The sequence below is a fragment of the Microbispora hainanensis genome (genome assembly GCF_006874475.1).
Taxonomy (GTDB): Bacteria; Actinomycetota; Actinomycetes; order Streptosporangiales; family Streptosporangiaceae; genus Microbispora; species Microbispora hainanensis.
In genome coordinates, this window is record NZ_VIRM01000009.1 from 131,905 (window position 1) to 156,520 (window position 24,616).

At 71.1% G+C, this 24,616-nt stretch carries 17 protein-coding genes; 7 read left to right on the top strand and 10 right to left on the bottom strand.

Features of this window, described 5'->3' with window-relative positions:
• Nucleotides 1–53: 53 nt before the first annotated feature.
• Nucleotides 54–1,163: a Gfo/Idh/MocA family protein gene (locus tag FLX08_RS10265; RefSeq protein ID WP_142618195.1), complete on the top strand. Its 1,110-nt coding sequence runs from the start codon at nt 54–56 to the stop codon at nt 1,161–1,163.
• Between the two features lie 86 nt (nt 1,164–1,249).
• Here FLX08_RS10265 and FLX08_RS10270 read toward each other — a convergent pair whose 3' ends face one another.
• Together FLX08_RS10270 and FLX08_RS10275 are read right to left on the bottom strand one after the other, a co-directional pair.
• Nucleotides 1,250–1,876 (bottom strand): NADPH-dependent F420 reductase, encoded by a 627-nt coding sequence (locus tag FLX08_RS10270; RefSeq protein WP_142618197.1) that lies wholly within the window; start codon nt 1,874–1,876, stop codon nt 1,250–1,252.
• 28 nt (nt 1,877–1,904) lie between these two features.
• Complete coding sequence (locus tag FLX08_RS10275; protein WP_142618199.1) at nt 1,905–2,369, bottom strand: MarR family winged helix-turn-helix transcriptional regulator; 465 nt, start codon at nt 2,367–2,369, stop codon at nt 1,905–1,907.
• A 129-nt stretch (nt 2,370–2,498) separates the two neighbouring features.
• Between FLX08_RS10275 and FLX08_RS10280 the strand changes: the two genes are divergently transcribed.
• Together FLX08_RS10280 and FLX08_RS10285 are read left to right on the top strand one after the other, a co-directional pair.
• Nucleotides 2,499–4,013 carry an MFS transporter gene (locus FLX08_RS10280; RefSeq protein ID WP_142618201.1) on the top strand — a complete coding sequence of 505 codons (1,515 nt, stop codon included), beginning with the start codon at nt 2,499–2,501 and terminating at the stop codon, nt 4,011–4,013.
• Nucleotides 4,014–4,024: 11 nt separating this feature from the next.
• Nucleotides 4,025–4,831: an alpha/beta fold hydrolase gene (locus FLX08_RS10285; protein WP_142618203.1), complete on the top strand. Its 807-nt coding sequence runs from the start codon at nt 4,025–4,027 to the stop codon at nt 4,829–4,831.
• Between the two features lie 68 nt (nt 4,832–4,899).
• On the opposite strand, the gene FLX08_RS10290 is transcribed toward FLX08_RS10285, so the two are convergent.
• Complete coding sequence (locus FLX08_RS10290) at nt 4,900–7,788, bottom strand: vitamin B12-dependent ribonucleotide reductase (RefSeq protein WP_142618205.1); 2,889 nt, start codon at nt 7,786–7,788, stop codon at nt 4,900–4,902.
• A 118-nt stretch (nt 7,789–7,906) separates the two neighbouring features.
• The gene (nrdR, locus tag FLX08_RS10295) at nt 7,907–8,386 is read right to left on the bottom strand and encodes a transcriptional regulator NrdR (protein ID WP_142618207.1); all 480 of its coding nucleotides are present in this window, start codon (nt 8,384–8,386) and stop codon (nt 7,907–7,909) included.
• Between the two features lie 432 nt (nt 8,387–8,818).
• On the opposite strand from nrdR, the gene lexA reads away from it, so the two are divergent.
• A complete protein-coding gene (gene lexA / locus FLX08_RS10300) occupies nt 8,819–9,535 on the top strand; it encodes a transcriptional repressor LexA (RefSeq protein WP_425280621.1) in 717 nt (238 codons plus the stop codon).
• Nucleotides 9,536–9,624: 89 nt separating this feature from the next.
• The gene (locus FLX08_RS10305; protein WP_142618211.1) at nt 9,625–10,719 is read left to right on the top strand and encodes a MalY/PatB family protein; all 1,095 of its coding nucleotides are present in this window, start codon (nt 9,625–9,627) and stop codon (nt 10,717–10,719) included.
• 9 nt (nt 10,720–10,728) lie between these two features.
• On the opposite strand, the gene FLX08_RS42000 is transcribed toward FLX08_RS10305, so the two are convergent.
• The 3 genes from FLX08_RS42000 to leuS all read right to left on the bottom strand — a co-directional run bounded on the left by FLX08_RS42000 (nt 10,729) and on the right by leuS (nt 18,367).
• On the bottom strand, nt 10,729–12,399 hold the full coding sequence (locus tag FLX08_RS42000; protein ID WP_142618213.1) for a cellulase family glycosylhydrolase: 1,671 nt from the start codon (nt 12,397–12,399) through the stop codon (nt 10,729–10,731).
• A gap of 233 nt (nt 12,400–12,632) precedes the next feature.
• Entirely contained in the window at nt 12,633–15,824 is a 3,192-nt protein-coding gene (locus FLX08_RS10315; RefSeq protein ID WP_142618215.1) for a S41 family peptidase, read from the bottom strand.
• 80 nt (nt 15,825–15,904) lie between these two features.
• Nucleotides 15,905–18,367 carry a leucine--tRNA ligase gene (leuS, locus tag FLX08_RS10320; RefSeq protein WP_244312532.1) on the bottom strand — a complete coding sequence of 821 codons (2,463 nt, stop codon included), beginning with the start codon at nt 18,365–18,367 and terminating at the stop codon, nt 15,905–15,907.
• A 442-nt stretch (nt 18,368–18,809) separates the two neighbouring features.
• On the opposite strand from leuS, the gene FLX08_RS10325 reads away from it, so the two are divergent.
• Nucleotides 18,810–20,324, top strand: coding sequence for a hypothetical protein (locus tag FLX08_RS10325; protein ID WP_142618219.1), 1,515 nt, complete (start codon nt 18,810–18,812; stop codon nt 20,322–20,324).
• Between the two features lie 28 nt (nt 20,325–20,352).
• Here FLX08_RS10325 and FLX08_RS10330 read toward each other — a convergent pair whose 3' ends face one another.
• Complete coding sequence (locus FLX08_RS10330) at nt 20,353–21,636, bottom strand: cytochrome P450 (protein ID WP_142618220.1); 1,284 nt, start codon at nt 21,634–21,636, stop codon at nt 20,353–20,355.
• Nucleotides 21,637–21,702: 66 nt separating this feature from the next.
• Nucleotides 21,703–22,716, bottom strand: a complete 1,014-nt coding sequence (locus tag FLX08_RS41295; RefSeq protein WP_208761369.1) for a hypothetical protein — start codon at nt 22,714–22,716, stop codon at nt 21,703–21,705.
• Nucleotides 22,717–22,850: 134 nt separating this feature from the next.
• Here FLX08_RS41295 and FLX08_RS10340 point away from each other — a divergent pair, with 134 nt between their 5' ends.
• Nucleotides 22,851–23,270: a hypothetical protein gene (locus FLX08_RS10340; protein WP_142618222.1), complete on the top strand. Its 420-nt coding sequence runs from the start codon at nt 22,851–22,853 to the stop codon at nt 23,268–23,270.
• Nucleotides 23,271–23,279: 9 nt separating this feature from the next.
• Here the strand turns inward: FLX08_RS10340 and FLX08_RS10345 are convergent, their stop codons facing one another.
• Nucleotides 23,280–24,548, bottom strand: a complete 1,269-nt coding sequence (locus FLX08_RS10345) for a cytochrome P450 (RefSeq protein ID WP_142618223.1) — start codon at nt 24,546–24,548, stop codon at nt 23,280–23,282.
• Between the last annotated feature and the right edge of the window lie 68 nt (nt 24,549–24,616).

Below are 24,616 nucleotides of genomic sequence, written 5' to 3' on the forward strand. Positions count from 1 at the left end.
TGCTAGGGTCATAAGCGGACGAAGCAAGTCCGGTTATCGTCTGGAGGCGGACAATGAGCAGAATCCGTGTGGGCATCGTCGGCGCCAATCCCGACCGCGGCTGGGCGGTGCGCGCGCACGTCCCGGCGCTGCGGGCGCTGCCGGATTACGAGATCACGGCCGTGGCGACCAGCCGGGAGGACAGCGCCCGCGAGGCCGCGCGCAGGTTCGGCGCCGCGCACGCGTTCACCGACCCCCGGGCCCTCGCCGCGCACCCCGAGGTGGACCTCGTCGCCATCACGGTGAAGGTCCCTCACCACGCCGAGCTCGTGGAAGCCGCGGTGGATGCCGGCACAGACGTGCTGTGCGAGTGGCCCTTGGCCCGTACGACCGACGAGGCGCGGCACCTGCTCGACCGGGCACGGGCGGCCGGTGTTCGCCTCGCCCTCGGACTGCAGGGCCGGTTCGCCCCCACCGTGACCTACGCTCGCGACCTGCTCAGGGACGGCGCGGTGGGCCGGGTCACCGCGGTGAACGTCCACTCTGCGGTCGGCAAGGGCGCGAGCGGCAGGCTGCCGTCCTGGGCGGCGTACACGGTCACCCGCGCCGGTGCGGCCGGGCTGCTCGAGGTCGTGGGCGGGCACACGCTCGACGTCGTGGAGCATCTCCTGGGCGGCGTCGGCTCCCTGTCCGCCGCCCTCTCCGTGCAGCGCGGGCACTACGTAATCGAGGAGAGCGGCGAGACGATCGAGGCCGACACCCCTGACCAGCTCCTGCTCTCCGCCACCATGACGAGCGGCGCGGTGCTCTCTTTGCACCTGCACAGCGGCAAGCTCACCGAGCCGGGCACGCGGATCGAGATCTCCGGCACGGAGGGCGACCTCGCCCTCGTGTCCACCGGTCCCGGCAGCCCGTACGGCGTCCAGATCACCGAGCTGCGCCTGCACGGGACGGCGGGCGGCGCGTGGAAGGAGCTGCCGGTTCCCGAGCAGTACGTCCGGGCGCCCGGGGCGGCGGGCGACGCGCGCAACGTCGCGGAGCTCTACGCCGCGCTCGCCGCCGACCTGCGAACGGGCGGAGATCGGGTGCCGGACTTCGCGCACGGCCTGCGCCTGCACGGCCTGCTCGACGCGGTCCGCCGCTCCGCGGAGACCGGCACCCGCCAGACGGTGACTCCCGCCTGATCCGCCACTCCGCGGAGACCGGGACTGCCGATCCGCCGTCCGGCGGGAGACAGGCGCCCGCCGGACGGTCGCTCCCGGCTGATCCGTCAGCCCTTGGCGAGGGCCTCGCGCAGCTCCGTGGCGGTGAAGCGGGGGCCGTAGGCGGGCTTGTCCCGCTGGAACCGTCGTCCCTCCGCGAGCGGACCCGCGTCGACCACGTCGAAGCCGAACGCGTCGATCAGCTCGGTGACCGTCTTCTTGGCCTCGTCGTCGTCACCCGCGATGGGCAGCGCCCGCCGGTTCTCCGTGCCCGCGGGCTGCCCCTGCTCGGCGAGGTGGGCGTAGTGGATGGAGTTGAACGCCTTCACGACCCGCGACCCCGGCAGGTGCGCGGCGAGCAGCTCGGTGTCGGTGGTCTCCCCCGCGTCGAGCTCCGGGAAGTGACCGTCCCGCTCGAAGTAGTAGTTGTTCGTGTCGATGACGATCTTGCCGTCCAGCGGCTCGACCGGCACCTCCCGGTATCTGCCGAAGGGAATCGTCACGACCACGATGTCCCCCGCCGCCGCGGCCTCGGCCGCGGTGGCGGCGCGCGCGTTCGGGCCCAGGCCCGCCACGAGTTCGGCGAGCGTGTCCGGCCCGCGGGAGTTGCTCAGCACCACCGAGTGCCCGGCGTCGACCGCCAGCTTCGCGAGGGTGCCGCCGATGTTGCCGCTGCCGATGAATCCAATGAGCATGCTTGCGGCAACACGACGCCCCCCGGCCTCATTCCCGGGCCCGGGTGTCCTCCAGGACGACCACGGCCCGTTCCAGCAGGTCACGTAGCCGCTCGGCCTCCTCGGGCGTGAACTCCTCCACCAGCCGGCGCTCCACGGCCACCGCCGCCGCGTCGGCCTTGCGCAGCAGCGCCTGCCCGGCGCGGGTGAGCCGGGTGACGAGCACCTGGGCGTGGTCGCTGGACGGACGCCGCTCCACGAGTCCGCGCGACTCCAGCGTCTTGAGCACGGTCGTCATGCTCTGGGGGGTGACCGAACAGAACCGCGCCAGTTTCGCCCCGGAGATGCCGGGCGCGAGGGACAGCGCGTACATCGCGGCGTACTGCGGGACGGTCAGCCCGAACGGCCGCAGCACACGGGTCTTCTCCGCGATCAGCGCCTGTTCCGCGCGCTTGATGGCGTTGCCGGGCCGCCACGCCACCGCCTCGGCGATCCTCGCCTCCTCGGCTCCCATCTTCACCCTCCCGGGGCCGTCGGGGCTCTGACACGCGGACCCTATCACCGGTTTGACAGGCCTCCCCCTATTCATCCACTCTCTGATATCCATCAGTGTTCTTATGGTTATCAGGATTGGATGGTATCGATGCCTGTGGACTGTGCCGGCCGCCCTCGGCGGCGCGCGCCGTCGCTCGCGGTGGTCTGCGCCGCGGTGCTGCTCGTCCCGGTGACCGCGACGGGCACCGCCGAGGCGCTCGGCGACATCGGCGCGGACCTGCGCGCAGGGCTGGACGCCACCCAGTGGGTGGTCAACGCCTTCTTCCTCACCTTCGCCGCGTTCATGGCGAGCACCGGGGCGCTGGCCGACCGGATCGGGCGGCGCAGGATATTCGTCGTCGGCGCCGGCGTGTTCACCGCGTCGATGCTCGTGGCCGCCGCCGCCCCGGACATCGGCGTACTGATCGCGGCCAGAGCTCTCGCGGGGGCGGGCGCCGCCGCGGCCACGACCGGCGGCACCGCGCTGCTCGCGCACGCCTACCCCGCGGGCACCGGCAGGACCAGGGCGTTCGCGTGGTTCGGCACCACGATCGGGCTGGGGCTGGCCTTCGGCCCGGTGATCGCCGGAACGCTGGTCGGCGCCGTCGGCTGGCGCAGCCTGTTCGCCGCTGCCGGGATCGCACTGCTGCCCGTGCTGCCGCTGAGCGCGCTGCTGGACGAGTCGCATGCCGCTTCGGACGGCCCCATGGACTGGGGCGGCGCGGTCACCTTCACCCTCGCGCTCACCGCCTTCACCTTCGGCGTGATCGAGGGGCCGGCTCTCGGGTGGACGCATCCGGCGGTGCCGGCCGCCTTCGCCGCCTGCGCGGTCCTGTCGGCGGCCTTCGCCATGACCGAACGCCGTCACCCCGCCCCGCTTGTCGACCTGTCGCTGCTGGCCCGGCCCCGGTTCGCGGCGATCGCTTCCATGCCGTTCCTGCTCGCCTTCGGCTTCGTCGCGCTGACGATCGTGCTGCCGCCGTACCTCATGGCCACCTCGGGCTGTTCGGCCCGGCAGGCGGGTCTGACGTTGCTGCTGCTGACCGGGCCGACGCTGGTGATGCCGCCCGTCGCCGGAGCCCTGGCCCGCCGCCTGTCACAGCGTGTCCTGCTGGTGGCCACGCTGCTGCTGGTCGCGGCCGGGACCGGTCTGCTGGCGGCGGTGCCCGCCGGATCGGGCCCGGCGCGGCTCGCCGTGCCGTTGCTGCTGATCGGGACGGGTTTCGGCGTGTCGCTTGCCGTGGTCGACGGGGCGGCGGTCTCCTCCGTCGAGCCCGCGCGGGCCGGCATGGCGGCGGGGCTGTTCAACACGGCCCGCATCACCGGCGAGGTCGTCGCCATCGCCGTGCTCGGCGCCGTGCTGTCCGCGCTGACCCGGGCCAGCCTGACCGGCCCGTACGGCGAGGCGCGCGCGGCCCGGGCGACCTCCCGCCTGCTGCAGGGCGACATCGCGGGGGCCGTGCCGGCGGGAGCCGGACGGCTGGAGTTCACCCGCCTGGCGAGCGCCGGCTACACGGACGCCCTGCACACCGCCCTGTGGCTGCTGACCCTCCTGACCCTGGCCGGCGCGCTCGCCGTCGGCCTCCTGACGTCCGTCCGCGAACCCGCGCGGATCACCACGTGAAAGGAACGACCATGCCCGTCGTCACCGTCGGCTCGAACACCGTCAACTATCTCGTCACCGGAACCGGCCCCGGTCTCGTCCTCGTGCACGGCACCGGCGCCGACGGGCGGACCAACTGGGGCCCGCTGATCGACGCCGTCTCCGGCCGCTTCACCGTGGTCGCCCCCGACCTGTCCGGCTCCGGCGCCACCGTGGACGCGGGCGGGCCGATCCTGGTCGAGGACCTGGTCGCCCAGGTGCTCGGCGCGGCCGAGCACGCCGGTCTGGAGCGCTTCCACCTCGTCGGCCACTCGCTCGGCGCCGTCGTCGCGCCGGCGGCGGCGGGCACCCGGCCGGAGAAGATCCTGTCGCTGACCGCGCACGCCGGATGGGCCAGGACCGACCCGTGGATGGCCTTCCAGATGGACCTGTGGGTCCGCCTGGTGCGCACCGACCCCGAGTTGCTGGCCCGCCTGCTCCAGGTCACCGCGATGGGCGAGGAGACACTCCGCGCCCGGTCGGCGGTGGACTTCGAGCAGGCCGCCGCCGCCTTCACGGCGATGCTCGACGGCGCGGAGGACGGGTTCGCCAGGCAGACCCTGGCCGACATCTCCGTCGACATCACGGAGCTGCTGCCGCAGGTGTCCGCGCCGACGCTGATCGTCTCCAGTGCCGGCGACCGCATCGTGCCGCCGCACCATCAGCGTGAGCTCGCCCGGCTCATTCCCCACGCCGAGCTCGTGACGGTCCCCGGCGGCCACGGCCTGCCGTTCGAGGACCCCGCCGCGTTCACCGCCGTCATCACCGGCCACCTCGACCGCATGGCCGCGACGGCCTGAGGTCTCCCGCCGTGAACACGCCGGCGGGGCGCCGGATCTCTCCGGCGCCCCGCCTGACGACGAACCGATCAGCTGCAGCCGCTGGTGCTGCCGCAGCCCTCGCAGACGTAGCAGCTACCGGCAGGACGCATCTTGGTGCCGCAGGTCATGCACAGCGGCGCGTCCGCCGTACGGCCCTGGTGGCTCTCCAGCGAGGCGCCGACCCGGCGCGGCTCCGGCACGGCCACCGGCGCGGCCTGGGCCTTCTCGACCGGCACGGGCTGCGCCTTTTCCACGGGCGCGGCCTGCCCGCTCTCGATCGGCGCCGACTGGGCCAGTGCCGCGGTGTCCACGTCCTGGAGCGCGGCCGGGTCCTCGCCACGCTGCTGCGCGGCCCGCTCGGACGCGGAGAAGATCCCCAGCGCGGCCCGGTCCTCGTACGGCAGGTAGTCGAGCGCGAGCCGCCGGAAGATGTAGTCCATCACGGACTGCGCCATCCGGACGTCGGGGTCGTCGGTCATGCCCGCCGGCTCGAAGCGCATGTTGACGAACTTCTGCACGTACGTGTCGAGCGGCACGCCGTACTGAAGGCCGATCGAGATCGCCACGGAGAAGGCGTCCATCACGCCCGCGAGGGTCGAGCCCTGCTTGGACATCTTGAGGAAGACCTCGCCCAGACCGTCGTCCGGGTAGGACGAGGCGGTCATGTAGCCCTTGGCGCCGCCCACCGTGAAGCGGGTGGTGGTGCTCGGCCGCTGGTTCGGCATGCGCCGCCTGGTCGGCCGCGCCACCTCCACGACCTGGACGACCGGCTCCTTCTCCGCCGCCACGGCGGGAGCCTCCTCTGAGGTCTTCTTCGCGACCGACAGCGGCTGGCCGACCTTGCAGTTGTCGCGGTAGACGGCCAGCGCCTTGAGGCCGAGCTTCCAGCCCTCCAGGTAGACCTGCTCGATGTCGTCCACCGTGGCCGACTCGGGCAGGTTCACGGTCTTGGAGATGGCGCCGGACAGGAACGGCTGGACGGCCGCCATCATCCGGACGTGGCCCATCGGGGCGATGGCACGCTCGCCCATCGCGCAGTCGAACACCTCGTAGTGCTCCGGCCGCAGGCCGGGGGCGTCCACGACGTGGCCGTGCTCGGCGATGTACTCGACGATGGCCTCGACCTGCTCCTCCTGGTAGCCGAGCCGGCGCAGCGCCCGCGGGATCGTCTGGTTGACGATCTGCATCGAGCCGCCGCCGACGAGCTTCTTGAACTTCACCAGCGCCAGGTCGGGCTCGATGCCGGTGGTGTCGCAGTCCATCATCAGGCCGATGGTGCCGGTCGGGGCGAGCAGCGACGCCTGGGCGTTGCGGTAGCCGTTCCTCTCGCCCAGCTTGAGGCACTCCTGCCACTGCCGGGTGGCCTCGGCGTGCAGGGCCTTGTCCATGTCGTCGAGCGTGCGCAGGTCGTCGTTGGCCGCGGCGTGCTTGCGCATGACCCGCTTGTGCGGCTCGGCGTTGCGCTGGTAACCGTCGTACGGGCCGACGATCCCGGCCATCTCGGCCGAGCGGCGGTAGGACACGGCGGTCATCAGCGACGTGATCCCGGCCGCGATGGCCCGGCCGCCGTCGGAGTCGTACGCGTGCCCGGTCGCCATCAGCAGCGCACCGAGGTTGGCGTAGCCGATGCCGAGCTGGCGGTACGCCCGGGTGGTCTCGGCGATCTTCTGCGTCGGGAAGTCGGCGAAGGTGATCGAGATGTCCATCGCGGTGATGATCAGCTCGGTGACCTTCACGAAGGTCGCGACGTCGAAGGAGTCGTCGTCGCGCAGGAACTTCAGCAGGTTGATCGACGCGAGGTTGCACGAGGAGTTGTCCAGGTGGACGTACTCCGAGCAGGGGTTGCTGGCCGTGATCCGCCCGGTCTCGGGGCAGGTGTGCCAGTCGTTGATCGTGTCGTCGTACTGCAGGCCGGGGTCGGCGCACTCCCAGGCGGCCTGGGCCATCTTGCGGAACAGCGACCGCGCCTCGACCTCCTCGATGACCTCGCCGGTCAGCCGGGCCCGCAGGCCGAACTTCTCTCCGGCCTCGACGGACCGCATGAACTCGTCGGAGACCCGCACCGAGTTGTTGGCGTTCTGGTACTGCACGGACACGATGTCCTTGCCGCCGAGGTCCATGTCGAACCCGGCGTCGCGCAGCGCGCGGATCTTGTCCTCCTCGCGCGCCTTGGTCTCGATGAACTCCTCGATGTCGGGGTGGTCCACGTCGAGGACGACCATCTTGGCCGCCCTGCGGGTGGCGCCGCCCGACTTGATGGTGCCGGCGGAGGCGTCGGCGCCGCGCATGAAGGAGACCGGGCCGCTGGCCGTGCCGCCGCTCGACAGCAGCTCCTTGGACGAGCGGATGCGGGAGAGGTTGACCCCGGAGCCGGAGCCGCCCTTGAAGATGACGCCCTCTTCCTTGTACCAGTCGAGGATCGACTCCATCGTGTCGTCCACGGCCAGGATGAAGCAGGCGCTCACCTGCTGGGGGGAGCGGGTGCCGACGTTGAACCACACCGGCGAGTTGAAGCTGAAGATCTGGTGGATCAGCGCGTGCTTGAGCTCGTGGTCGAAGATCTCCGCGTCCTCGTCGGAGGCGAAGTAGCCGTTCTCGACGCCGGTCCTGGTGTAGACGCCCACGACCCGGTCGACGAGCTGCTTGAGGCTCGACTCGCGCTGCGGGGTGCCCACCGCCCCGCGGAAGTACTTGGTGGTGACGATGTTGGCCGCGTTGACCGACCAGAAGTCCGGGAACTCCACGCCGTGCTGCTCGAAGTTGACCGAGCCGTCCCGCCAGTTCGTCATCACGACGTCGCGCCGCTCCCAGCGGACCTCGTCGTACGGGTGGACGCCCGGGGTGGTGAAGATGCGCTTCATCTTCAGGCCCTTGCGCGGGCGCTTGCCGGGACGGCCCCCCGCACCCGATACCGTGCCGCTCACGGTCTCCGTCATGACTTCCCCCTCCCAGGGCCCGATGGAGCCCCTTCTCCGGACCACGCTCGTTGAAACCACATAGTCGCGGCGCGCCGTCGCACGCCGCCCGCCTCGTCCCGGTCCCCCGGAAGGCGCCTTATTCCTCGCCCCCGGTGCCATGGGCTGCGGTGCCGTGGGCCGCGCGGAGCCGCTCGATCTCCGCCTCGAAGTCCGCCAGCGTCTCGAAGCTGCGGTAGACCGACGCGAAGCGCAGGTACGCCACCTCGTCGAGGTCGCGGAGCGGGCCCAGGATGGCCAGGCCCACCTCGTGGGAGGCGATCTCGGCCGCGCCGGTGCCCCGGATGCTCTCCTCGACGCGCTGCCCGAGCTGGGCGAGGGAGTCCTCGCTGACCGGGCGCCCCTGGCAGGCCCGCCGCACGCCGGCGATGACCTTCTCGCGCGAGAAGGGCTCGGTGACCCCGCTGCGCTTGCTCACCATCAGCAGTACGGTCTCCTGCGTGGTGAACCTGCGCCCGCACTCGGGACAGGTGCGCCGGCGACGGATCGCCGCCCCGTCCTCTGCCGCGCGGCTGTCCACGACCCGGGTGTCCGGGTGGCGACAGAACGGACAGTGCACTTCATCGCCTCCCTGAACGCACATCCCCGAACACAAGGTGTGGTGAACTTACACCGGTGTGACTACTAGATGTTGTGGTCCAACCGTAGGAGCGCCCGACCTTGAACGCAAGTCGAACCGGCCCCGGGCGAGGAAGTTCCTGCTCCGCCCGCGTGTCGCACCTCCGGTCACGGCCGCATCACGTGCCCCGGCCGTCGCGGAATAGGCCGTTTACGCGCCTTTTCCCGGCCGTTTTTCGACGGCTTCTGACCTGGGCCTACACCGGCCTGAGAAGATCGGGGAAATCGAACACGGGATCGATCGAACTCCCGTACGATGAGGTGGACAGCGAGATCGGCGATTTCGCTGGATATCGAACAATTGTTTGACGGTGATCTTGAATCGCGGTACGGTCGCTCTGTGCGACACGAGGAACACGGATTGAGAGGTGGCATCGTGAGTGACCGAAGTGAGCAGGCGAATGGCGTCAGCGACCTCGCGGTTCGCAGGCGCGACTCGCTTGGCCTCACCCCCAGGCAGCGGAAGATCCTCGAGGTGATCCGCGACTCGGTCCAGCAGCGCGGTTATCCGCCCTCCATGCGGGAGATCGGGGAAGCGGTCCAGCTGACCAGCACCTCCAGCGTGTCGCACCAGCTCACGGCGCTCCAGCGTAAGGGCTACCTCCGGCGTGATCCCCATCGGCCCCGGGCCCTGGAGGTCCGGCTGCCGGGCGAGCCGGTGCTGTGGGTGGACCCCGACGCCGCCTCCGAGGAGGACTCCGGCTTCAGCCGGCCCACCGCGGCCTACGTGCCGCTGGTCGGCCGCATCGCGGCCGGTGGCCCCATCCTCGCCGAGCAGAGCATCGAGGACGTGTTCGCCCTGCCCAAGCAGCTCGTGGGCGAGGGCACGCTGTTCCTGCTCCAGGTCTCCGGCGACTCGATGATCGAGGCCGCCATCGCCGACGGCGACTGGGTCGTGGTCCGGCAGCAGCCGGTCGCCGACAACGGCGACATCGTGGCCGCGATGATCGACGGCGAGGCCACCGTGAAGACGTTCAAGCGCAAGGACGGGCACGTGTGGCTGGTGCCGCACAACCCCAACTACGAGCCGATCCCGGGCGACGAGGCCACCGTGCTCGGCAAGGTCACGGCCGTCCTGCGCAAGCTGTAGCCGCGCCGGCGCCCCGCGGCACGACCGGCATCGCGGGGCGCGGCGGCCACCTTTCCGGTGGTCGTTAATCGGCAATTAGGGTGAGTCGGATGAAGCTCGACTCCCTCTCCCTCGACGCGGCCCGCGGCCGTGACGGAATCAAGTGGGCGCAGGCCGCGCCCGGCGTCATCCCCGCCTGGGTCGCCGACATGGACTTCCCCGTGCCCGACGCCGTCACGGAGGCCGTCGCGCGACGCGCCGCCAAAGACCTCGGCTATCCCGCCTGGCTGGACACGCCGACCGCGGGACCCCTGGCGGAGGCGTTCGCCGAGCGGATGGAGACACGCCACGGCTGGCGGGCCGATCCGGCCCACGTGCGGTCCTTCACCGACCTCAACCAGGCCCTCCAGGTGCTGCTGCACGTCCTGACCGAGCCCGGCGACGCCGTGGCCCTGCACGTCCCCGCCTACGATCCCTTCCTCACCACCATCACGGGGATGAACCGCCGCCTGGTGCCCATGCCGCTGACGGCCGACGGCAGGTTCGAGGTCCCCGGCGAGCCCGTCCGGGTGCTCCTGCTGGTCAACCCGCAGAACCCGTCGGGCCGCTCGTTCACCCGTGAGGAGCTCGAGGGCGTCGCCGCGTACGCCGACCGGCACGGCACGCTGGTGATCGCCGACGAGATCCACGCCGACCTGACGTACGCCCCGAAGCGGCACATCCCGTTCGCCACGATCCTCCCCGAGCGCACGGTCACGCTGACCTCCGCCAGCAAGGCCTTCAACATGGGCGGACTGCACTGCTCGGTGGCCCACCTCGGTGCGAAGGAGGCCAGGGACGCCCTCGGCCGCCAGCCCGCCCACATCTACGGGGCGCCCAGCGTGCTCGGGGTGGAGGCCACGGTGGCCGCCTGGCGGCACGGCGACGCGTGGCTGGAGGAGGTGCTCGCGATCCTCGACCGCAACCGCAGGCTCGTCGCCGAGCGGCTCCCGTCGGTCGGCTACCGCATTCCCGAGGCCACCTATCTCGCGTGGCTCGACTTCGGCGTGCCCGACGCGGCGGCGTTCGTCGAGCGGGAGGCCCGGGTCAAGCTCAACCCGGGCCCGAACTACGGAGGCGGCGACACCTTCGCCCGCCTCAACTTCGCGACCTCGGCGGCGATCCTGGAGGAGATCCTGTCGAGGATCGCCGCCGTGCTGACGTGACGCGCCCGCTCAGCTCGCCGTACAGGTGACCGAGGACGGAACGCCGTTGCTGCCCGACCAGCTTCCGTTGAAGCCGAACATGGTCGAGGCGCCGGCGCCCAGCGCGCCGTTGTAGGACATGTTCGTCACCGTGACGTTGGACCCGCTCGCGCTGAGCGTGCCGTTCCAGAGCTGGCTGATGCTCTGGCCGTTCGGGAAGGACCAGTTCACGGTCCAGCCCGAGATGGCCGACGAACCCGCCTTGACCGTGACCTCGCCCTGGAAGCCGCCGGGATACTCGTTGGCGACCCTGTACGTGGCCGTGCAGGTCTTCCCGCCCGGCGACGAGGGAGACGCGGACGGCGACGGGGACGGGGAGGGAGACCTCGTCGGGGACGCCGACGGCGACGGGGAGGGCGAGCGCGTCGGAGACGCCGACGGCGAGGCCGAGGGCGAGGGCGACACCGGCGGCGACGGGTTGACGCCGCCGGTCGGCGGGATCAGGTAGGGCGAGATGATGCTCTGCTTGGCCTGGTCGACCGTCGCCCAGTCGTCCTTGAGGATGCCGCCCGTGTCACCCGAGTTGGGGTTCCACGACCAGTAGGTGAACGACATGCCGTTCACGCCGGTGCCCATGTACTTCATGAGCTCCTGGAGCCAGACCTTGTCGATGTTGCTGGCGAGCGTCGTGCCGAACTCGCCCACCATGATCGGGGCGATGTTCTGCTTGTAGAGGTAGCCCCAGTACTTGTCCCAGATGGCCGGCATGTTGGCCGGGTATGACGGGTCGTCGAACCAGTTCTGGTGGAAGACCGAGGTGGCGTACTCGTGGGGCGAGTAGACGAGCCGGTTGGCCACGTTGAGCCGCACCGGGTATTGCCCGGCCTTGGTGAGGTTGCCGCCCCACCAGCCGCAGTCCTCGTCGTTGCTGGTGTCGTTGTCCCAGACGTTGGACAGGCCGCCGCTCGGGCAGCTCACGCCCTCAACGAAGATCAGCCAGTTGGGCTGCACGGACAGGATGGCGTTGCCGGCGCGCTCGGCCGCCAGGCGCCAGTCGCGCGACTCGTCGCCGCAGCCCCAGCAGGAGCCGGTCGCGTTCGGGTTGGTGCCGTCGGCGTGCGGCTCGTTGTGCAGGTCGGCCCCGATGACGGTGGTGTTGCCCGCGTAGTGCTGGGCCAGCGACTTCCAGTTGTTGATCCAGGTCGACTCGGGGACGCCGGAGGTGTACCACAGCGCCGTCTGGCCCGCGCTGGTCGGCCGGTGCCGGTCGAGGATGATCCGCATGCCCTTCTGGCCCGCGTAGTCCACGATCTTGTCGAGGATCTGCAGCGGGGACAGGCCGATCAGGTCGGGGTTGGAGTAGGTGTTGACGCTCGTCGCCTGCGCGCCCGGCTTCAGCGCGTCGTCGGAGAACGGCACCCGGATGGTGTTGTAGCCGAGGCTCGCCATGAGGTCGAGCTGGCTCTTCCACGGGTTGTTCGCCCACAACCCGTGGAAGGTCTTGTTGTCGGTCTCCATGCCGAACCAGTTGATGCCGGTCAGCCGGACCGTCGCGCCGGTGCTGTCGACGATCTTGTTCCCGCTGGTGTGCAGGTAGCCGGTGCCCGTGCCGGCGGCGTTCGCCGGCGACCCGGTGACGACGAGCACGGTCGCCGCCACCGCGGCGGCGGTCGTCAGCCCGCCGAGAATTCGTCTGTACAAGACGTGCCTCCCACACGGGGCGCACGCCGACGGCGAGCCATACGGTCAGGCGCGCAACCCCAGACCACCGCCGGAGCGGTGGTGGTCGCGGCATGCCCTGACCGCACGCCTACATCGATATGAACTGGTTTTGTGGCTCGGGCGTAATTTTGTCCGGTAGGCCAGTCGATCGTCAACGTCCCGTCACGGCACCGTGCGAAGCACGGCATCACGGCACCGTGCGAAGCACGGCATCACGGCAGCGGCGGCAGCTCCGGCGGGGTGGCCGGCCGCCTGTCCTCGAGCGCCGCCAGGGCCAGCTCCACCGCCCGCGCCAGCTGCGGATCCCGCCCCGCGACCAGGTCCTGCGGCGTCGCGACGACCTCGACGTCCGGATCGACGCCGTGGTTCTCGACCCCCCACCCCTCGCCCTCCAGCCAGAAGGAGTAGCGCGGCTGGGTGACGACGGTCCCGTCCACCAGGGAGTAGCGCGAGTCGATGCCGATCACGCCGCCCCAGGTCCGCGTGCCCACGAGCGGCCCGATGCCGCGGTTCTTGATCCCGGCGCTGACGATGTCGCCGTCCGATCCGGCGAACTCGTCGGTGACGGCCACGACGGGCCCGCGCGGCGCGTCCTCCGGATATCGCGCGGGCTCGTATCCCCGGCTGAGCGACCACCCGGTCACCCGCCGCTGCAGCTTCTCCAGCACCAGCTCGGAGACGTGACCGCCGCCGTTGTCGCGGATGTCCACGACGAGCGTGTCGAAGTCCATCTCGGCGCGCAGATCCCGGTGGAACTGCGCCCAGCCGGTGGACATCATGTCCGGCACGTGCAGGTAGCCGACCCGCCCGCCCGACGCCTCGCGCACGAACGCCCGCCGCCCGGCCACCCAGTCGTGATAGCGCAGCCGCGTCTCGTCGGCGACGGGCCTGACGACGACCCGCCGGGTCTCGCCGCCGGAGCCGGGCCGTACGGTCAGCTCCACGGGCCGCCCCGCCATCCCGGACAGCAGTGCCAGCGGCCCGCGCACCGGGTCCACCGGGCGCCCGCCCACGGCCACGATCGCGTCGCCCTCCCGTACGGCGACGCCGGGCGCGAGCAGCGGCGAGCGGGCCTCGTGGTCCGACGACTCCCCCGGCAGGATGCGGCCGATCCGCCACACCCCGTCGTCGTCCCGGGTGAGATCGGCGCCGAGCAGGCCCTGGCGGCGCCGCGGATCGCGGCCCGCGCCGACGGGCCGCGCGTACGCGTGGGAGGTGGCCAGCTCGCCCTGGACCTCCCAGAGCAGGTCGATCAGCTCGGAGTAGGCGCCGATCCGCTCGACGAGGGGGCCGTAGCGGTCGAGCGTGCCCGCCCAGTCGACACCGTTCATGTCCGCCCGCCAGAAGTGGTCGCGCATGAGCCGCCCGGCCTCGTTGTACGCCTGCCGCCACTCGGCGACCGGGTCGATGGTCACGGCCACGCGGTCCAGGTCGATGGTGACGACCTCGTCGTCCTCCCCGGTGGAACGGGTCTGCAGGCCGTGCGTGCCGGTGCCTACCAGGCGCGTGCCGTCGCCGCTGACCTCGAAGGCCCCGAACTCCCCGTCCAGCTCGGCGACCTTGCGCTTGACGAGGTCGTAGCGTTCGAGGACCGGCTCGCCGGGCTCCGTTCCGTCACCGAGCTCGCCGTTGAGCGGATGACACAGCCACAGCAGGCCGCCCTTGGCGGCACGCAGGTTGGAGTAGACGCCCGCCGGCACCGGCACGGGCACGATCCGGGCCGCCAGCCCGTCGGCGTCCACCTCGGTCACCCGCGGCGGCTCGGACTTGCCGTCGCTCTTGGCGTCCTGGCTGTTCTCGGAGGCCCGGGAGTCCGCGCCGGCCTCGTCCTCCCCGCCGAAGCCGCGGCCGTTCAGCGAGGGATCGAACGGCGAGGGCGTCGTGGCCTTGAGCGGCACCAGATAGGGCCGGCAACTGGCCGGAAACGACAGGTCGAAGACGTGCCTGTCATAGACCGGGTTGAACGTGCGGTCGGACAGGAAGGCCAGGTGTCTGCCGTCCGTCGTGAAGGACGGGCTGTAGTCGTTGAAGCGCGGCGGGGTGACCTCGATCGTGGTGCTGCCGTCCACGCGGGCGAGCTTCAGGTGGTAGCGCCAGGGCTGGTAGGCGTGCGCCCACGCGAGCCAGGCCGAGTCGGGCGAGAACGTGAGGTGCTGCACGTCGCCATGGGTGGTGCGGTCCACCTCGCGGACGTTCCCGGAGTCGAGGTCCACCACCAGCAGCCGCCCGTCGTGGGTGGCGACCGCGGCGTGCGTGCCGTCCGGGGCGGCGGCCAGGTCGAGCACCCGGCCGAGCCGCCCGGCGGCCAGGGTGCGGATCTCACCGCCGGGCGTGCCGATCTCCAGCGCGTCCTCGCCGGAGGCGTCCGACACCCAGACGGCCCGGCCGGCCTGCGACTGCGGAGAGGAGCCGAGCGGCCGCGGCAGCCGCACCCGGACGCCGGGCTCGGCCCGCAGCGTGCCGGAGGGGCCGTCGCGGTGGGTCAGCCAGTGAGCGGTGCCGCGGATCTCGACCACGCTGGCCCGCCCGGTGCGGTCCGGGGCGAAGCCGCCGGCACTGTTCGGCGCCGGCCGCCTGGCCCTGGCCGGGCGCGGCCCGCTCAGCGTGATGTCCAGCCTGCGCGGCTCGGCGTCGAGGCTGTCCAGCAGCCACAGGTCGCCGGCGAGGCTGTAGACGACGCGGGAGCCGTCCGACGCGGCGTGGCGCGCGTAGAAGCCGCGGTGCGTGGTGTGCTGCCGCAGGTCGGAGCCGTCGGGCAGGCAGGAGTAGAGGTTGCCGTCGCCGTCGGTGTCGGCGAGGAAGGCCAGGCGCTCGCCCACCCACATGACCGACCAGTGCTGCGCGGGATTGCCCGCGAACAGGCGGGTGAACGCGCCGTCGCCCGTGGCGTCCACCCAGATCTTGGCCGCCGTGCCGCCGCGGTATCGCTTCCACTGTGACGGCTCGCGCCACACCGCCGAGACGGTCGCCACCGTGCCGCCGCTCACCGCCGCCTCGCTGACCCTGCCGTACGGCAGAGCCGTCGCCGGGCCGCCGTCCAGCGGCACCGCATGCGCCCACTGCCATGAACGCGAGCCGTGCCCCGCGGCGGTGACGGCCAGCACGTTCCCGTCCTCGGTCCAGCCGCGCACGCCCGTCATGGCGTCGCCCCAGTGCGTGAGCCGCTCGCCCTCGCCGCCGTCCAGGTCTGCGGCGAACACCTCGGGAGCGCCGTCAAGGGTGCTCGTCCAGGCGATGCGGGCGCCGTCAGGGGAGAACCGGGGGTGCGAGACCTCGACCCGGTCGGCCGTGAACCGCCAGGCCCTGCCGCCGCCGGCCGGCGCCAGCCAGACGTCGTCGTCCGCCACGAAGGTGAGGAGGTCGCCGTTCAGATGGGGGTATCTCAGGTATGCACCATTGGCCACGTGCGCACCCTATGCCGAACGGCGACGGCTCCGCCGTACCGGGTAGGTTCGATCACGGTACGGCGGAGCCGGGTCGCCCGTTACGGGACGACGTTGACCAGCTTGGGAGCCCGCACGATCACCTTGCGCGGCTCGCCGTCGAGGTAGGGCCGGACCTTGTCCGACGCCAGGGCCAGGGCCTGCAGGTCGGCCTCGGAGATGTCCGGGGAGACCTCCAGCCGGTCGCGGACCTTGCCCGCCACCTGCACCACGGCCGTGACCGACTCCTGGACCAGCAACGCCGGGTCGGCCTCGGGCCAGCCGGCCTTGGCGACCGACGGCGCGTGCCCGAGCCGCTCCCAGCCCTCCTCCGCGACGTACGGCGCGACCAGCGACAGCATGATCGCCAGGGTCTCGGCGGCCTCGCGGACGGCCGGGTCGGCCGCGCCGGGCCCGGAGTCGATGGCCCGGCGGGCGGCCGTGGTCAGCTCCATCATGCGGGCCACCGCGACGTTGAACCGGTAGCTCTCGACGAGCTTGGTCACCTCGTCGATGGTCCGGTGGGTGACCTTGCGCAGCTCGACGTCGCCGCCGGAGACGTCGATCCCCGGAGCGGACGCCGCACCGGCCTCGGCCATGACGCGGAACGCGCGGGCGAGGAACTTCTGCGACGCGGCCGGCGAGACGTCGGCCCAGTCGATGTCGTCCTCCGGCGGCCCGGCGAAGATCATCGTCAGCCGGACGGCGTCCACGCCGTACGCGTCGATCTGCTCGCCCAGGTCGACGCCGTTGCCCAGCGACTTCGACATCGCCTTGCCCCGGTTGATGACCTGGCCCTGGTTGAGCAGGCGCATGAACGGCTCGGTGAATTCGACCAGGCCCATGTCGTGCAGGACCTTGGTGAAGAACCGCGCGTACAGCAGGTGGAGCACGGCGTGCTCGACGCCGCCCACGTACTGGTCGATCGGCCCCCACTTGCGGACCTTCTCGACGTCGAACGGCCCGTCCTCGTACTGAGGATCGCAGTAACGCAGGTAGTACCACGACGAGTCGACGAAGGTGTCCATCGTGTCGGTGTCCCGCTGGGCGGGGCCGCCGCACTTGGGACAGGCGACGTTGACCCAGTCGGTCGCCGCGGCCAGTGGCGAGACGCCCTTCGGCTGCAGGGCCGCACCGCGCAGGTCGGGCAGCGTGACCGGGAGCTGCTCGTCCGGCACCGGGACCTCGCCGCAGTCCGGGCAGTGGATGATCGGGATGGGCGTGCCCCAGAACCGCTGCCGCGACAGCAGCCAGTCGCGCAGCCGGTAGTTCACCGCGGCCCTGCCGGTGCCGCGCTCCTCCAGGACCTCGATGATCTTCTTGATCGCCTCGGCCTTCGTCAGCCCGTCCAGCGGGCCGGAGTTGACCAGCGTGCCCTCGCCGGGCGTGGCGATTCCGGTCTCGCCCGGGTCGGCCAGGCCGGTGTGCACGACGACCTTGACCGGCAGGCCGAACTTCCGCGCGAAGTCGAGGTCGCGCTGGTCGTGCGCGGGCACCGCCATGATCGCGCCGTGGCCGTAGTCGGACAGCACATAGTCGGCCGCCCAGACCGGGATGCGCTCCCCGTTGACCGGGTTGATCGCGTACGTGCCCAGGAAGACGCCGGTCTTCTCCTTCTCCGTGGACAGCCGCTCGATGTCGGAGAGCTTGGCGACCTCGGCCCGGTAGGCGGCCAGCGCCTCCGCCTGCTCGGGGGCGACGATCTCCTCCGCCAGCGGTGCGTCCGCGGCCACGACGAAGAACGTCGCGCCGTACAGCGTGTCGGGGCGGGTCGTGTAGACGGTGACCGGCTCGTCGCGGCCCTCGATGCGGAACTGGACGTCGGCGCCGGTGGAGCGGCCGATCCAGTTGCGCTGCATGGTGAGGATGCGCTCGGGCCAGCCGCCCTCGATCTGCGCCATGTCGTCGAGCAGCCGGTCGGCGTAGTCAGTGATCTTGAAGTACCACTGTGTCAGCTCGCGGCGGACGACGTCGGCGCCGCAGCGCTCGCACTTGCCCGCCACGACCTGCTCGTTGGCGAGCACGGTCTGGTCCTGCGGGCACCAGTTGACCAGGCCGCCCTTGCGGTAGGCCAGGCCGCGCTCGTAGAAGCGGGTGAACAGCCACTGGTTCCAGCGGAAGTACTCCGGGTCGCTGGTGTGCAGGCGCCGCGACCAGTCGAAGGAGATGGCGTAGCGCTTGAACGAGTTCGCCTGGGTCTCGATGTTCTTGTACGTCCACTCGGCGGGGTGGGCGTTGCGCTTGATGGCCGCGTTCTCGGCGGGCAGGCCGAAGGAGTCCCACCCGATCGGGTGCAGGACGTTGTAGCCCTTCTGGAACCAGTAGCGCGCGACGACGTCGCCGATCGCGAAGACCTCGCCGTGCCCCATGTGGAGGTCGCCGGAGGGATAGGGGAACATGTCGAGCATGTACTTGCGCGGCCTGGTGTCCGCAAGGTCCTCGACCGCCGCGAAGGGGTTCAGCTCCTCCCAGCGCGGCAGCCACTTGGCCTGCAGCGCCTGCGGGTCGTACACCGGCTCGTCCACTTCCACTCCTCGCCAGGCGGCTGGAATCACACACACAGATGATGGCGTCCGCCGGGGGCAGGTCCCCGCGTCACAGTCGAGGCAGCCCCGTCTCCGCGCTCTCGCGCTCCGAGGCGGCTGCCCGCTCAGCAGGGTGGCGGCACGCATGTCAAGCCTAGCGCAGACCACAACCGGGTCGCCGATCGATCTTGCGGGCTGACCTCGCGTGTCAGAGCGCGATACACGATGGTGATAGTTCCGTTGTGGGCTCTTATGTCCCTTCCCCTACTGTGCTGCCGTGGCCAACTCATTTCCGCCCGCGGATTTGCCGATGCAGGACCCGCCTACCGATCCCACCGGTGAGCAGTTCCGCGAGGCATTCCGCGGTTTCGCTGCGGCAGCCCCCGGCTCGCATGAGATCATGCCAGGCACCCCCAATTCGGGCATGATCTCGGGAGGTACCGTGCCCACGGACCGCAGCGAACACCAGCGGGAGCCGTCGTGGCCGGAGATCCCGCCGGCCTGGCCCGAGGCGCCGCCTCCGTCCTCGTCCTCCTTCACCCCGACCGTCCGGTCGTTCGTCGAGGGGGCGCCCCAGCAGTCCGCGGACGCGACCGCGACCATGGCGGGCGCGGCTCCGGGCGCGGCTCCGGGCGCGGCTCCGGACCGGTCCTACCCCGCCTTCACCCGGGACGGCTACAGCGGCTCGGAGGGCTTCGCGGGCCCCTCGCCGGCGTACGGCACGCAGGGCCCCGCGGGGCACAGTCAGGACCAGAACCGGCACCAGGGCCTGGGTCAGGGGCCGGGACAGGGACACGTACAGGGACAGCCCGGCCCGCACGGAGACCGGTTCTCCGGCGGCTCGGCCCAGGGTGGCCACATGCCCGGCGGCGCGATGAGCGGCGGCCCGGCCCACGGCGGCCAGATGAGCGGTGGCGCGGCCCAGGGTGGCCACATGCCCGGCGGCCCGGACCACTCCCGGCCGTCCGCGCCGTTCACCCCGTCGGTCCGCTCCTACGCCGAGTCCGCCCCGCCTGCTCCGGCCACTCCGCCCGCTCCCTCCGCCTCCGCCGCGACGCCGCACGCCTCCAGCGCGCCGCCCCAAGCGGAGGACCCGTACCGGCCGTTCGTGACGGCGGGACAGATCAGCGGGCCCAAGACGCCTCCCGCCCACCGGCAGCAGGAGCTGTGGAACACGGTCTTCGGGGAGAACTACCAGGCCATCGACGAGTACGAGGACGACGAGGGCGGCCGGCCGGTCTGGCTGTACGCGCTGGTCGCCTCGGTCGTCGCCGCGCTCGTCGGGGTGCTCGTGTGGGCGTTCGCCGCCGGGCCGCTCAGCTCCGGCGACGCGGCCGAGGCGGCGACGTCGGCGAAGCCGACCCCTACGAAGACCGCCGCCACGACCAAGCCGCAGACGCAGACCGCGTCGCGGCTGCCCGTCTACAAGGGCACCGCCTCCCCCGTGAACGGCGTGCTCACCGACACCGCCGGCCGCATCACGCTGCCCAAGCTCGGCGGCCCCTGGCAGGCGGACGCCGACCCGGCGCAGGTCAAGGCGACGTACGGCTTCACCACCAGGCAGTACGTGCCGGCCGGCATGACGACCAACGGCAAGCGCGAGTTCGCCGTGGTGATGTCGGGCACGCTGGCGCAGTCGCTGGCCGCGAAGTACACCACTCCCGACAATCTGGGCCCGGTGCTCAACGCGGTGATGTACCGGGCGCGGCAGACCCAGTTCCCCAAGGACAACAAGATCGCCAAGGTGGCCCAGCAGCGCCTGGCGCGCAACCACCTCACCGGGCTGGCCGCGGCCTACAAGGTGACCGCCGACGGTGCGACCACCACGGTCGTGGTCGCGGCCGTGAACACCGGCGCCGACCTTCCCACGATCGTCTACATGGCCGTGCCGCAGCTCAAGAACGAGCTGCTCCCCGACATCAACACGGTCTTCCGGTCGATCAAGCCCCTCGGCTGACCACTGGCCGGGCCCGGAGCCCGGCCGGTCAGAACTCGCAGGGCATGTGCTTGATGCCGTTGATGAAGCTGGACAGCAGTCGCTCCGGCGTGCCCGCCTCGATCTGCGGCACCCGCCGCAGCAGCTCGCGGAACATCGCGGTGATCTCGCGGCGGGCCAGGTGGGCGCCGAGGCAGAAGTGGGGTCCCGGGCCGCCGAAGCCGACGTGCGGGTTCGGGTCGCGCAGGATGTCGAAGCGCAGCGGGTCGTCGAACACCCGCTCGTCGCGGTTGGCCGCCCAGTAGTACAGCAGGACCTTCTCGCCCTTGCGGTAGAGGTTGCCGTTCATCTCGTGGTCGCGGGTGACCTTGCGGCGCATGTAGTTGACCGGCGCGGCCAGCCGGACGATCTCCTCGATCGCGCGCGGCGCCCGGCCCTCGAAGTCCTCCAGCCACAGCCGGCGCTGGTCCGGGTTGAGCGTGAGCAGCCGCATGCCGTGCGAGATGGCGTTGCGGGTGGTCTCGTTGCCGGCCACGACGAGCAGGATGAAGAACGAGCCGAGCTCCTGGGCGGTCAGCCGCTCCCCGTCGATGTTGGCGTTGACGAGGGACGAGGTGAGGTCGTCGGTGGGCGTCTCGATCCGCAGCGCGGCCAGGTCCTGGACGAGCTGCTGCAGCTCCATCCCCGCGGTGAGCAGCGCATGGGCGATGTCCTCGCGCTTGCTGACATATTCGGGGTCGGTGGCGCCGAGGACGATGTTCGAGCGGTCGAAGACGAACCGATAGTCCTTCTCCGGGATGCCCATCATGTCGCAGATGATCTTCAGGGGCAGCTTGGCCGCCACCTCGGTGACGAAGTCGCAGCCGGAGCCGGTCTCCAGCAGCTCGTCCACGATGCGCGAGGCGGCGGCGTCCACGTCGGACTCGAACTGCTTGATCATCCTCGGCGTGAAGGCACGCGAGACGATCCGCCGCAGGCGCGCGTGCCGCGGGTCGTCCATGTTGATCATCGAGCCGAAATATTCGGCGAACTCCCCAGGCAGATCGGGGATGTTGGTGGCCCCGCCGTCACCCGAGCAGAAGACCTCGGGGTTGCGGCTGGCCTCCAGGATGTCGGCGTGCCGGACGAGCGCGTGATAGCCCGGCCCGGTGATGCCGCCCAGGCTGAACTCGGGCTCGGGGAAGAAGGCCGGCTTGTCCAGGTCGCGCAGCAGCCGGAACGCGTGCTCCCGCTCCTCGTCCGGGCGGCCCCAGAAGTCCCAGTCGTTCAGGTCGATGTCCGCCGCCGAGGTGATGGGCGTACGCCCCGCGGGCTCCGTGGGCTGTGTCGTCATGGTGGGGGCCGGCCCTTCCGAGTGACTAGAACCACATTCGGTTGCCAGTCTGCCACATGCGGCCGTTCAACCGCAGTGGGTCAGACGGCCATGCGTCCGCCGGCAGCGCGGATCCCAGTGCGCACCGAACCGCATCAACGAGGCGGCCAGATCAGGGTGCGCCGCGGCCCAGACGTCGTCGAAGAAGAACCACTGACGGTGCCCGGACCACCCGTCCATGTGGATCGACATCTGGGCCAGGTGATCGTCACACCGGATGAGCGTGCGGCCGGGGTCGCGTCCATCGGCCGGGACGCATTCCTCCAGCAGACGCAGCGCGTGCTCGTGCGCCCGGGGGTGCGGAGCAGTGATCTCGGGCGGCCACTCCTCCAGCGGCCCCCAGCGGTTGCAGCGCTCCAGCCCGGGCGCGATCTCCTCATCCCCGGGGGCGACCAGGGCACGCAGGGCACACAACTCTCCGGAAAGGAGAGCGGGGCCGGCCGCGCGCAGGGCCCCCGCGAGCCCCGGCAGCCGTACGCCCGGGAACGCATGCGGCCGTGAACCTCCCACGCTGTTGCAGGTGGCGTGAAACGTGATCAGCACGGCGTACGTCACGCCCTCCCCGCCCGGCGGCGCGGGACTGACCACGTCGACCGGGACCGGAGGCGTGAAGGTCCGCGCGGACGGTGGTGTGCCCGGGGGCAGGTCCCAGCTCTCGTGCACGAGGTAGGCCCAGCGATCGGGTTCGTCCGCCACCACGTGGTCGTCCACGAAGAAGTAGGCAAGCTCGACCTCGTCGTCATCGGTGAGCACCCGCACGCTGTGCCGGTCCACCCGCAGCGTCCGCTCGACGTACAGATGTTCCTTGAGCATCCGGCGCAACTCGGCATGGGTGCGGGGGGCCGGCAGCCCTGTCTCGAAGATGGTGTGCAGTCCGTAGACGTCCGCGCCGAGCTCGCGCTCCACCCACGCGTACGCGTCCTGCGACGCCGCGTCGTCCCATACCCTGCGGAACCAGTCGAGCACGGTGGCGTCGGGGAAGTGCCGGACGAGCCTGCCGGACGGCCCCTCGTAGACGCTGCGGTAGACGAAGTAGACCACGCCACCACGATCGCAGGCGGCACCGACAGAATCGCCGAGAGCGTCCAAGGCTGGACGGACGGGAAGCGCAGGATTTCGGACCTGTTCTCGTCTCGCTCCTTGGCGGGTCCCCGGGGCGCCCGGACAGTTGGGCCATGACTGATACGACGCCTGAAGGACACGCCGGTCACGAGAGCGGCACACTGCGCTGGGGACGTTTCGCCCTCCACTACGTCGAGATGATCATCGCGATGTTCGTCGGGATGTTCGCGCTCCGCCTGCTGTGGTCCGCCCTGGGGATCGATCCCTCGTACGACCGTGATCCCGAGCCGGCCTATCTGCTGATGGCGTTCGACATGTCGGCCGGCATGGCCGCGTGGATGCGGGTGCGCGGGCACTCCTGGGCTCCGACCCTGGAGATGTGCGCCGTGATGTTCGCCCCGGTCGTGCCGCTCTTCCCGCTCCTGTGGCTGGGCGTGATCGACGGCATGGCCGTGATGGTCGCCGCCCACGTCGTGATGTTCCCGCTGATGCTGGCGGCGATGATCTGGCGCCGTGACGAGTACGCCTGCTGACGCCGGCGTTCAGAAGCGATAACTCATGTGCTTGACGCCGTTGATGAAGTTGGACAGCAGGTAGGACGGCTCGCCCACGGATCGGATGGCGGGCATCCGGTCGAACAGCTCCCGGAACATCACGGTGATCTCCCGGCGGGCGAGGTGGGCGCCGAGGCAGTAATGGGGGCCGTGGCCGCCGAAGCCGACATGGGGGTTGGGACTGCGGGTGATGTCGAAGACGTCGGGATCACGGAAGACCGTCTCGTCGCGGTTCGCCGAGTTGTAGAACAGCAGGACCTTGTCGCCCGCGCGGTAATCGTGGCCGTTCATCGTGTGGTCCCGGGTCACGGTGCGCCGGAACTGGATGACCGGGCTGGAGTAGCGGACGATCTCCTCCACGGCGCCCGCGATGCGCCCGTCGAAGTCCTCAAACAGCAACGCGCGCTGGCCGGGGTGGTCGGTGAGCAGTTTGAGCCCGTGGGCGACGGCGTTGCGGGTGGTCTCGCTGCCCGCGACGACCAGCAGGATGAAGAACGAGCCGAGCTCCTGGGCGGTCAGGTGTTCCTCGCCGTTCACGAGCTTGCTGGTCAGGTCGTCGGTGGGCCGGCGGCGGCGCTCCCCGGCCAGGCGGCGGGCCAGCGCGTTCAGGTCGTGCCCGGCCCGCAGCAGCGCGGCCAGGCCCCGGGCCGTGGTCCAGCGGCCGAAGGAGCCGTCCGGCCGGGACGGGTCGGCCGCGACCCCCGAATATTCGGAGTCGGCGTTGGCCAGGATCGTGTTCGTACGGCGCAGCACCCGGTCGTGATGCTCGGCCGGGATGCCCATCATGTCGCAGATCACCCGTACGGGTAATCGGGCGGCGATCTGAGTGACGAAGTCGCCCGGCCCCTCCCGCACGGCCTCGCCGACGATCTCCCGGGCGGCCCGGCTCAGATCCTCCTCCATCTTGGCCAGGATGCGCGGGGTGAACGCCCGCGAGACGATCCGCCGCAGCCGGGCGTGCCGGGGGTCGTCCATGTTGATCATGGAGCCGAAGTAGACCGCCAGCCAGCGCGGCATGTCCGGGATGCTGTTGGCCGTCGGCTCGCTGCTGAAGACGGCGGGGTCGCGGCTGGCCTCGGTCACGTCGGCGTGCCGCACCAGCGCGTAGTAACCCGCGCCGTGACCGATGAAGGGGATCTTGTTCTCGCGGAAGAAGGCGGGATGGTCGAGCGCCCGCAGGCGGCGGAACGCGTCGTGCCGCTCGGCCTGGGGCAGCCCCCAGAACGGGATGTGGGACAGGTCGGCAGCCGTGTCCATGCCGCCCACTCTCGTGCGGGGGCACAGCATCGTCAAGGGTCGGGAACGCCCTTGTAACCGGACCCTCA